Below are 9,692 nucleotides of genomic sequence, written 5' to 3'. Positions count from 1 at the left end.
GGGAGGTGCTGGGGAGTGATCTCAACGTGGTCACACTGTGACGAGATATCGCTGAATCGCAATGGCTCGCTGGTATGCTGCCTGCGTCAAATTTTGAAGGATGAAGTGAACATGGACGCCAACGAACGCCTCGTAGCTCTGGCCCGCATGCAGGATGCATCGGACGCGTTTTATCGCAGCGCGGTCTCCATCGGCAACCATCCATTTATCGAGTTCGCTGGGCTAATGAATGAGTACATCACGGCCTACCGGGCTGCGCACAGGGATGGGATTGATTTCACGCAATGCAATGTGCACAACGGCCAAACGCTGCCACTGCACCCGGTGATGTCGGATTACATCAACGAGAAGCTGGAGTGCATTTTCACGGGGGCGAAGGTGTTGAGCGCCGCAGCGGCAGCCTGACGTAGTGCGGCGCTCAAACCGCTATTTGCCCTCGCCTTCTGCCAGCAGGGCAAGGGCTTTGCGTTTGCCTAGGCCAAGCACCAGGCGGATGCGTTCCAGCTGCGCTGCGCGTGGGCTCGATTTGCCGGTTTCCCAACGGTTAAGAGATGCAGGTGAGGCCTGCAGCAGCGTGATCATTTCTTTCGTCGAGATGCCAAGTTCGACGCGTTTTGCTGCCAGAGCCTCTGGCTTGAAGACCCACTTTCTGCCGCCCTTGCGCGCTGGGGCTGGCTCATCCTCAGCAGGCGCTGCAGTCTCCTTTACCACGCGCTGGGCGGCCTTGAGTTGCGACGTCAGTGACTTCACTTCACGCTTGAGCGCCGCGATCTCCGAACGATGTGACGAAAGCGCTTTGCGCATGCCCTGGAGTTCAGGCTTAAGCTCCTTGCGGGCCATGCGGACGACTTCAGAACGGAATGCATCAGAGAAGGTAGTCATGGGCGCATTGTCTACGAGCCAGTGTCAAAGAGTGGCACTGTTGCAGAAATGAAAGAGCCGCCAGGCCAATTGACCTGGCGGCATTGTTATTCGAAGCTAGAGCTTACTTGCCTGCCTTTTCGGCCTTGCGCTTGGCAGCCTTCGGATCAACCACGGCCTTGAACTTGGCGCCTGGGACGAACTTAGGCACGGTGGACGCGGGGATCTTCAGGGCAGCGCCAGTGGACGGATTCTTGCCGGTGCGTGCGGAGCGCTTGGCCGACTTGAATGTGCCGAAGCCCACCAGTTGAACGGGGTCGTCCTTCTTGACGGCGGTCTGGATGGTGTCGATCAGGGTTTCCAGGATGGCTCCGGCTGCGACCTTGGACAGGTCATGCTTGGTTGCCAGGATTTCGATGAGGTCAGCGCGATTCATACATTCCCAGGAAAAGAGTGAAGCGCGATTTATATCGCAATCGGCGCAACGGCGTGGCGATGGAGCCCGTGCCCCGAAGGCTGAGCGTAGCTTCGCTTACTTGAAATCCCGACTCTCCAATCTTCCCAGCCTGCCCAGCCACGGCGTCAGATCCACCAACCTGTCCGCAATCAAATTGGCCACCGGCCCCCGCCGCTCCCACACCCCCTTGACGGCCAGCAGCCGCGACTCCAGCAGCACCTGCCGCTGCTCGTCCCGCACCGAAGACCACACGATCACCTGAACCGATCCAAACTCGTCCTCGAGGCTCACAAAGATGGTGCCCTTGGCCGTCGAGGGTTGCTGCCTCAGTGTGACGATTCCAGCCGTGCGGATCACCCGGCCATCCGGGATGTGCCGAAGGTCTTTTGATGACAAGAGTTTCTTCGCCGCCATGCGCGGCCGCAGCAGCGCCAGCGGATGCCTGCGCAGTGTGAGCCCTGTGGACGCGTAGTCCCACACGATCTCTTCGCCCTCTGGCGCCCCGGGTAGTTCCAGAAACTCCTCGTTGATCGGGGCCTCCTGCAACAGCTCGGGCGTTGAGTGCAGCCCCGCTGCATCCCACACCTGCTGGCGCCGGTGCCCCGACAGGCTGAGCAGCGCATCTGCGGCAGCCAGCAGCTTCATCTCGTGCTGTTCCAGCCTGGCTCGCATGGCCAGGTCCTCCGCGCTGTCGAAGGGGGCGTTCTGCCGGGCTTCGACGATGCGTGCGGCCGAGCTGGCATGCAGGCCCGCCACCATGTGCAGGCCCAGCCGCACCGCGGGGATCGCCGGCAAGTCTTCCAGCGCGGATTCCACCGCGCTGTGCATCACATCAATCCTGCGCACCTCGACCCGGTGCCGCCTGGCGTCCTGCACCAACTGGCTGGGGCTGTAGAACCCCATCGGCTGGCTGTTCAGCAGGGCAGTGAGAAATGCCGCCGGCTCATGCCGCTTGAGCCAGCACGATGCGTAGACCAGCAGCGCAAAACTCGCGGCGTGGCTTTCGGGAAACCCATACCCACTGAACCCCTTGATCTGTTGGAAGATCGATTGCGCGAACGCATCTTCATACCCCCGTGCCTTCATCCCCTCCACGACCTTGGTCTGGTACTTCTCCAGCCCCCCGCGCTTCTTCCACGCCGCCATGGCCCGGCGCAGGTCATCGGCTTCGCCCGCGGTGAATCCTGCTGCCACCATGGCCACCTGCATGACCTGTTCCTGGAACAGCGTCACCCCCAGCGTGCGGCTGAGCACCTCCTTCAACTCTTCGCTCGGATATACCACGGGCTCCAGGCCCTGTCTGCGGTTGAGGTACGGGTGCACCATGCCGCCCTGGATCGGGCCGGGCCGGACGATGGACACGGAGATCACCAAGTCATAAAAACATTTGGGTCTGAGCCGCGGCAGCATGCTCATTTGGGCCCGGCTCTCCACCTGGAACACACCCACCGTGTCCGCGCGCGAGATCATCTTGTAGGTCTCGCGGTCTTCCACCGGGATGTCCTGCATGCCGAAGTCATAGCCCCTGCGCATGCCCACCAGCACCAGCGCCTTGCGGATGGCCGTCAGCATGCCCAGCGCCAGCACATCGACCTTGAGCAGGCCCACGGCATCCAGGTCGTCCTTGTCCCACTCGATGACCGTGCGGTCCTCCATGCTCGCGTTCTGGATCGGGACCATCCGGCTGAGCAGCCCGCGCGTGAGCACAAAGCCCCCCGGGTGCTGTGACAGGTGACGCGGAAACCCAATGAGCTGGCTCGTCAGCAGGATCAGCTGCTTCACGGCCAGGCTGTTCTCGGAGAGGCCCAGTTCTTCGAACCGCTCCAGCCGCACTCCGTCCCCATCCCACCAGTGGTGCCCCTTGGCCAGGGCATCGACCGTCTCCAGGCTGAACCCCAATGCCTTGCCCACATCGCGGATGGCCAGCTTGGGGCCGTAGGTCACCGCGATGGCGGCGAGGGCTGCGCGGTCCCTGCCGTACTTGCGGTACAGGTACTGGATGACCTCCTCTCTCCGCTGGTGTTCGAAGTCGATGTCGATGTCCGGCGGTTCGTTGCGCTCCCGGCTGATGAAGCGCTCGAACAGCACCGACATGCGTGCCGGGTCCACCTCGGTGACACCCAAGCAATAGCAGACCACGCTGTTTGCTGCCGAGCCCCGACCCTGGCAGAGGATGTGTTCAGACCGTGCGTAGGACACGATGTCGTAGACGGTCAGGAAGTAGTGCTCGTAGCGCAGCTCGCAGATCAGTTCCAGTTCGTGCTCGATCTGGGATTGCACCTTGGCGGGGATGCCACGCGGCCACCTGCGCCCAGCCCCTTCGTAGGTGGCCTGGCGCAGGTAGCTGGCGGGCGTGTGGCCCGCAGGCACGACTTCATCGGGGTACTGGTACTTGAGCTCGTCCAGGCTGAAGGTGCAGCGCTCTGCAACCCGGATGGTCTCGGCCAGGAGGTCATCGGGGTAGGTCTGCCCCAGTCGTAACCGGCTGCGCAGGTGCTGCTCCGCGCTGCGCTGCAGGTCGTAGCCGCATTCCGTGAGCGGCCGGCCTACGCGCGTGGCGGTCAGCACGTCCTGCAGCGGCTTGCGGCTGCGGATATGCATGTGCACGTCGCCCATGGCCACCAGCGGAATGGCGGTGAGGACGGAGAGGGTGCGCATGCGGTGCAGCCACAGTTCGTCGTCGATGCGGCGGTTCAGTTCCACGCCGATCCAGATCCGGCCGGTGAAGCGGGTCAGTGCCCAGCGGCCCAGCTCCTCCAACTGCGCATCCGTGGCCGCGCGCGAGGGCGTCACCATGACCAGGCAGTGCGCCAGCGCCTCGCCCTCGATGTCTGCCCGGTTCAGCAGGTAGGAACCTTTCTCTGCCGTGCCCCGCCGCAAGCGCGTGATGAACTGGCACAGGTTGCCGTATCCCTCCAGGTCCTGGGCCAGCACTACGAGCGTGAAAGGACAGTCCGCCTGCACCTTGAACTGCGAGCCCACCAGCAACTGCAGCCCTTCCTTCTTGGCCGCGACATGGGCTCGGACCACTCCGGCCATGGTGCATTCATCGGTGATGGCCAGGGCGCTGTAGCCCAGGCCCTTGGCGCGTTCGACCAGTTCGTCAGGCCAACTGGCTCCGACCAAGAATGTGAAATTGGAAACGCAGCGCAGCTCTGCGTAGAGAGGAAGGGCCATGGCGGTGATCGACAAATCGCCTCATCACTCAGGTGTAGCGCCCATGTAGAAACCAGCCCGTCTCATCATTGGCCAGTCGCCGCTGAAAAATCCACAACCTTCCTGCATGCTCACTCTGGGCAATCCAGTAGTCCCGCTGCACATTGCACTGGTCTTCCTCGGCCCCGTCCCCGACGCGGTGCCACCACCCACCTTCAACCCGGTCCGGCCCGAGCAGAAGCACAAGCGGCCCCTGGTAGATGGGCCGATTGCCGCGCTCGGCCAGGCGCAGCGGCTCGTCCAGCACCCAGTCCGGCAGTGGCAGCTCGTAGACGCCTGGCGTGGCCCGGGGCAGCGGCTCTTGCGCCCCAGGCCAGCGCTGCATCCACTCGGGCCGATGGTCCGCCCACAGTAGGGGCCGCACCACGTCATCCTTGCCAATGCGCGCCTGCACCCGCTCCAGCACCAGCCAGGTGGCCTCGCCCTGGCGGATGGTCTCGGGCAAAAGGGACTTGCTCTCCTGCTGGATGGGGATGGTCTGGCAGGCAAGCAGCTCGATGTCGCCGGCAGGGGCCAGCAGCTCCACCTTCGCCAGGTGCTCGTTCAGCAACCGGCTCAGGTGCTCCACGGACTGCGTGGGCTCGGCCGTGCCCACGGTCAGCTCGCCACCGGTGCCGGCGGTCTTGCCGCGCATGGCATCGTGGGCCCACCTCAGGGTGAATGCCGTCACACCCATGTGCCGCGCTGCCAGCCAGCTCGACATTTGCATTAGCAGCCGGCGGGCACCGTACATCAACGCAGGCGCATGCTCCACCCGATACTGAAACTCCAGTCTGGCGCTGAAGGTCTCGGGCAACTGCACCCACTCGTACACCTCCGGCCGCAGCCCATAGGCCTGGTCCAGCCTCGCGAGCAGCTCCTTGTCGAAACGCCGGCTCAACCCGCCCCGCGGCAGCTTGCGCACATCGCCCAGGGTCCTGCAGCCCAGGCGTTGCAGCGTTCCCTGGTGGGAGGCCACCGCCGTGATGGTCTCCAGCGGCAGCTTGTCCAGCAGGGAGGGCAGGGGACCCGCAAAACCATCCGACAATCCCGCGCGCATCAGGGCCAGGGCAGCGGTGGCGGATGGCGCCCAGGCAACGGCCTCCACCCCCAGCGCCGTCCCTTCGGCCTCGATACGCAAACGAAGCTGAGCCAGGCCGCCAAACAGGCGCGCACTGGCCCCCACCTCGATCAAGACAGCCTCCTCCAGTACCGCCACACGCGGTGAGTACTGCAGCGCCCATATGGCCAGAGACTGCAGATCAATGGGGGTGCAGGATTCGCGGGTGGAGCGCTGAGGTCGCAGTGCGGCCCAGATCCCGAGCATCGGGGGCCTCCTCGCGAGAAAAAGAAAGAGACGAGCGCAGCAGCCGAGGCGGCAGCACCTTGCGCAACTGGGGAGGGATGGCCTCCAGCTCCATGGCATCCGTGCACGGTGTGCCGCGGCGCTTGAGGATCTCCACGCGGATGTTCCAGCCAGTGCCCAGCGATGCCAGCACACGCAGCGGCGCAGGCGAGGCCTCCCGCCGGGCCCCCGTGGGCCGAAACAGGAACACCGGGGACTGGCAGGACTGGGCGTGCACCTGCAGGCGCCGGATCTGGTCAGCGCGCGCCTGCGGCAGCCAAGCGAAGACGGCACCCCGAGGGTTGGACTTCACCAACTGCTCGGTGATCCACAGCCGGTCGGCCGGCGCCTTGGCGCGGATCCAGACCAAGCGGTCCGGGTGCACACCGCGTTGGGCCAGGCCGCCGGCATGGGGCTGCAGGGGAGGGGACACCAGCAGGATCTGGCCATCTCCCTGCATCAGGGACGGAATGCACTCGCCCACCAGCGCCCATTCGCATAGCGGGGCCTGGGGGGACAGCACCTCGGTCAGCGATCGTGTGGGCCAGCCACCTCCAGGCAGAGAGGCATCCAGCAGCTCGAACCCCGTGGGTACCGTGGGATGGTTCTGCTGCGCCAGGTCATCGCCCATCCACAGCGACTCCCGGACGGCCGTGGGCAGATCCTGGGTGTCGAGGGGGCGAAAGGCGGGGGCGGCAGGCATGGCAAAATACTGTAATTACATCCAGTATATGGACAAGCCTACTGACAGAAAAGAGGGTTCCGATGGCAGTTGAAGGCCATTGCCAGCCGCCCGCATCCAATTCGATAGCGGGTGAATCATGACCGGCGCGGGAGGATCAAGGGAACGAGCGCGCTGGAAAAATATTTGCGATGCCCGGCCGCCGCGTGCGATTGAAACCCTGCAGCAAGGTCAGGGTGCTCCACTGTCCCAAGTGCCGGTAGAGGCGGATTTCTGTATAAGTGTCCAACGATGGAAACTGAACGAATTGCACCTGTGAACCGCTGTGGCTACTGTGGATCGACCAACTACCGCAGGGTGGTGGAGCGCGATGGCCAGGGGGTGATGCGCTATGGCGAAAGGCTGGTCTGTTCCGGCTGCACCAGGGAGTTCGCTGACATGGGGGCCTGGCGCCAAGGCCAAGCCGACGCGCCGCCAGCTTTGCCGACGGCGGCATGAGCGACACCTATCTCGTCTCCTCCTTCGGGGACAAGGACCGCGTGAAGGCGCTCGGCGCCCGATGGGATCCGAGCCGCCGGCAGTGGTACGTGCCTGAGGGGCGCGATCTGGCACCTTTCGCGCAGTGGGTGCCGGATGGCGGTGCTGCTGCCCCCAGCACATCCACGGATCTGCTCGCGCCAGCTGCTGCCGAGTCCCATGATCTGGCCGTGCCCAGCAAAAAGGGTGTGCCACTTTCTCAACTGCTGCAGGGCGTCTCCGCAGCGGTTTCCCAGGCCTTCAAGGCCGGGGTTTGGACCTTGGTAGAGGTGGTGGACACCCGGGTGCGCAACGGCCACGTTTACCTGGAGGTGTCCGAGCGCGATGCATCCGGTGTAATCACGGCCAAAGCAAATGCCGTCATCTGGTCCAGCACGGCCAGCCAGATCCTGCCCAATTTCGAGTCAGCCACAGGTGCCCAGATCGGTCCCGGCATCAAGCTGCTCGTGCGAGCCCGGCCCGTGTTCAAACCCCAGTTCGGATTCAGCATCGAGGTCGATGCCATCGACTCCGAATACACGCTGGGCGACCTGGAAGCCCGCAAGCGGGAGATCCGTGAACGCCTGCAGGGCGAAGGTCTATTCGATCTCAACCGCCAGTTGCCAGCGCCCTGGGATTACAACCTGGTCCTGGTGGTGGCTCCTGAAGGTGGTGCCGGCCTGGGAGACTTTCAATCAGAAGCCAGTCGTCTGCAGGCCTTGGGCATCTGCCGATTTGTGTATGTGCACAGCCGCTTTCAAGGCGACGGCGCCGCAGCGGAAATCCGGCGGGCGTTGCTGGGCGCCATGGCCCGCATGGGCACAGGGGATGAAGACAGTGACCCGTTGCCTGACGCAGTGGCGATCATTCGTGGTGGCGGCGCTATCAACGACATGGCCTGGCTCAACGACTATGCCCTGGTGCGCGCCGTCTGCGAGCTTGAAGTTCCGGTGCTCACCGGCATTGGCCATGAGCGCGACAACACGGTGCTCGATGAGGTTGCGCACATCCGCTACGACACGCCATCCAAGGTCATTGCAGGGGTCGAGCGACTCATCCTCCAGCGTGCCCAGGAAGCCAAGGCGTTGTTCGCCGACGTGATCCGCGATGCGACCAAGATGGTAGGTGCGACGAGGCGTACCGTGGTGGAGCGCTATGCCGCCATTGAATCGGGAGCTCGGCAGGAGGTGGCGCGCAACCGCCAGGAGGCTCGCGGCCTGCTGGCCCAGACCCAGCTGGATGCTGCACAGGCAGTGCGTACAGCAGCGGAAGGCACGGAACGCCAGTTCAACGATGTGCGCCGTCTGGCGGCCCAGCAACTATCACTAGCCCGCAGTGCCGTGCCGGCAGCCCTGGCCGAGATTCGCGCCGAGGCACGGCAGTCGCTGCAGACCGCCCGTGCCAACATCCAGACCAACCGAGCCAATGTGCTCGACAAGGCCGCAGCCGATCTGCGCTTCGTGGGGGATGCAACCACCCGGGCATTTGAGGATGTTGCGACACGGTCCCGCCAAGCCGTGGCCACCGCCAAAACTGATACCCAGGCTCTGCTGCGCGAGATTGCAGGGCAGGGACCGGAGAAGACTTTGGGCCGGGGCTTCGCTCTCGTGCGCGACGCCGATGGCAATGCCATCACCAGCGCCACCAGCGCCGAAGCTCAGGTCACCATCCAATTCAGAGACGGAGTTCGGAATGCCCAGCTCCAAGAGGACAACAAGTTATGAGCACCACGTTCAAACAGTCGTACAGCGTCTTGCAGCGCCATGCCCAAACACTGCGGCAGCAGTCCGAGCCCAACATCGATGACCTGCTGAGCATCGTCGAGGAGTCCGTGGCCGCCTACAAGGTGTGCCAGGAGCGCATTGATGCGGTGGAGAAGGCCTTGGAGAAGGCACTGGGTGGGGCGCAACAAAAGGCCTCCGATGGCAAGGCCTCGAAATCCCGCGCCAGTGTGCCGAAGGAGCAGCAGGTTCCAGACAGCGAGGACGATATCCCGTTTTGAACGCTTCTGATGAACTGCCGCCTGATCCGTTATTTTAAGAACGATTCATTTCCAAGTCAGTTCTTGAAGAGCGCATGCAGTTCAACCAGGCGTCGCGCCAGCGCCTCGGAATCGCTTCGCATGTTGCCAACAGTCACGCTGCCAACTGAGACATGTTCGTACCAGAGGTGAACCCCCGCCAAGTCGGGAAGAGGATTCTCTGCTGCCAGGCGGATTGCGTCGGCAATGCGCGTCGTCTCATAGTCGCCCAGATGCTGCGCACCTTCCATCACGTGAGCGCGGTAGTCTCCGGATTCGATCTTGATGATGTGCAGGGTGAGCAGCATGAGGTGATAGTAACCACGCCTTTACGTTGATGCCATGCGCCCCGTTCAAGCGAGCGCATCACTCCGTGGGAATCACGAAGGCTTGCAGTTTGTCGAGCTTGCCGTCCTTGAAGCGCCAGACGTCGCTGTAGGAATGCCGCATGGGTTGGCCTGCGTCGTTCTTCAGCGTGATCTCGCCGATGGCGATGAGCCAATCGTTCTCCGCCACCATATGGTGCACCTTGAACACCGGTGGCTCAGGGTACGCAGTGGGCATCCATCGGCGAACGGCTTCCTTACCGCGCAGCGTCTGATCGCCCACGAAAGTC

10 protein-coding genes are annotated in these 9,692 nt (G+C 63.7%); 3 read left to right on the top strand and 7 right to left on the bottom strand.

Translation table 11 applies throughout. The annotated features are described in order from the left end of the window. Window positions 1-405: hypothetical protein (locus tag ACK59X_RS24815; protein ID WP_409961016.1), on the top strand; the 405-nt coding region annotated here is incomplete at its 5' end. Window positions 406-426: 21 nt separating this feature from the next. Here ACK59X_RS24815 and ACK59X_RS24810 read toward each other — a convergent pair. From ACK59X_RS24810 to imuA, 5 genes are all read right to left on the bottom strand, one after another. Next, window positions 427-882, bottom strand: a complete 456-nt coding sequence (locus tag ACK59X_RS24810) for a helix-turn-helix domain-containing protein (protein ID WP_409961015.1) — start codon at window positions 880-882, stop codon at window positions 427-429. 103 nt (window positions 883-985) lie between these two features. After that, window positions 986-1,297: an HU family DNA-binding protein gene (locus ACK59X_RS24805; RefSeq protein ID WP_409961014.1), complete on the bottom strand. Its 312-nt coding sequence runs from the start codon at window positions 1,295-1,297 to the stop codon at window positions 986-988. 96 nt (window positions 1,298-1,393) lie between these two features. Further along, window positions 1,394-4,495, bottom strand: coding sequence for an error-prone DNA polymerase (locus ACK59X_RS24800; RefSeq protein WP_409961013.1), 3,102 nt, complete (start codon window positions 4,493-4,495; stop codon window positions 1,394-1,396). A 28-nt stretch (window positions 4,496-4,523) separates the two neighbouring features. Continuing rightward, window positions 4,524-5,840, bottom strand: a complete 1,317-nt coding sequence (locus ACK59X_RS24795; protein ID WP_409961012.1) for a Y-family DNA polymerase — start codon at window positions 5,838-5,840, stop codon at window positions 4,524-4,526. After that, window positions 5,776-6,561, bottom strand: coding sequence for a translesion DNA synthesis-associated protein ImuA (gene imuA, locus ACK59X_RS24790; protein WP_409961011.1), 786 nt, complete (start codon window positions 6,559-6,561; stop codon window positions 5,776-5,778). The genes ACK59X_RS24795 and imuA overlap by 65 nt, the downstream gene beginning before the upstream one ends. Window positions 6,562-7,034: 473 nt before the next feature. Between imuA and xseA the strand changes: the two genes are divergently transcribed. Both xseA and xseB read left to right on the top strand, forming a co-directional pair. Then, a complete protein-coding gene (gene xseA, locus ACK59X_RS24785; RefSeq protein WP_409961010.1) occupies window positions 7,035-8,780 on the top strand; it encodes an exodeoxyribonuclease VII large subunit in 1,746 nt (581 codons plus the stop codon). Then, window positions 8,777-9,058 carry an exodeoxyribonuclease VII small subunit gene (gene xseB / locus ACK59X_RS24780; protein WP_409961009.1) on the top strand — a complete coding sequence of 94 codons (282 nt, stop codon included), beginning with the start codon at window positions 8,777-8,779 and terminating at the stop codon, window positions 9,056-9,058. Before xseA ends, xseB begins: the two co-directional genes overlap by 4 nt. Before the next feature lie 56 nt (window positions 9,059-9,114). Here the strand turns inward: xseB and ACK59X_RS24775 are convergent, their stop codons facing one another. Both ACK59X_RS24775 and ACK59X_RS24770 read right to left on the bottom strand, forming a co-directional pair. Further along, window positions 9,115-9,384: a hypothetical protein gene (locus ACK59X_RS24775; protein WP_409961008.1), complete on the bottom strand. Its 270-nt coding sequence runs from the start codon at window positions 9,382-9,384 to the stop codon at window positions 9,115-9,117. A gap of 58 nt (window positions 9,385-9,442) precedes the next feature. Beyond that, on the bottom strand, window positions 9,443-9,692 hold a 250-nt coding region (locus tag ACK59X_RS24770), incomplete at its 5' end, for a nuclear transport factor 2 family protein (protein WP_409961007.1).

This window comes from Acidovorax sp. (assembly GCF_046339755.1).
Classification (GTDB): Bacteria; Pseudomonadota; Gammaproteobacteria; order Burkholderiales; family Burkholderiaceae_C; genus Acidovorax.
The sequence above is the reverse complement of the archived record's forward strand: the minus strand, read 5'-3'. Positions and strand labels throughout refer to the sequence as shown.

Coding starts and splice junctions, on each gene's coding strand:
- ACK59X_RS24800 (WP_409961013.1), bottom strand. CDS start 4,495: ATGGCCCTTCCTCTCTACGCAGAGCTGCGCTGCGTTTCCAATTTCACA.
- imuA (WP_409961011.1), bottom strand. CDS start 6,561: ATGCCTGCCGCCCCCGCCTTTCGCCCCCTCGACACCCAGGATCTGCCC.
- ACK59X_RS24810 (WP_409961015.1), bottom strand. CDS start 882: ATGACTACCTTCTCTGATGCATTCCGTTCTGAAGTCGTCCGCATGGCC.
- ACK59X_RS24775 (WP_409961008.1), bottom strand. CDS start 9,384: ATGCTGCTCACCCTGCACATCATCAAGATCGAATCCGGAGACTACCGC.
- xseB (WP_409961009.1), top strand. CDS start 8,777: ATGAGCACCACGTTCAAACAGTCGTACAGCGTCTTGCAGCGCCATGCC.
- ACK59X_RS24795 (WP_409961012.1), bottom strand. CDS start 5,840: ATGCTCGGGATCTGGGCCGCACTGCGACCTCAGCGCTCCACCCGCGAA.
- ACK59X_RS24805 (WP_409961014.1), bottom strand. CDS start 1,297: ATGAATCGCGCTGACCTCATCGAAATCCTGGCAACCAAGCATGACCTG.
- xseA (WP_409961010.1), top strand. CDS start 7,035: ATGAGCGACACCTATCTCGTCTCCTCCTTCGGGGACAAGGACCGCGTG.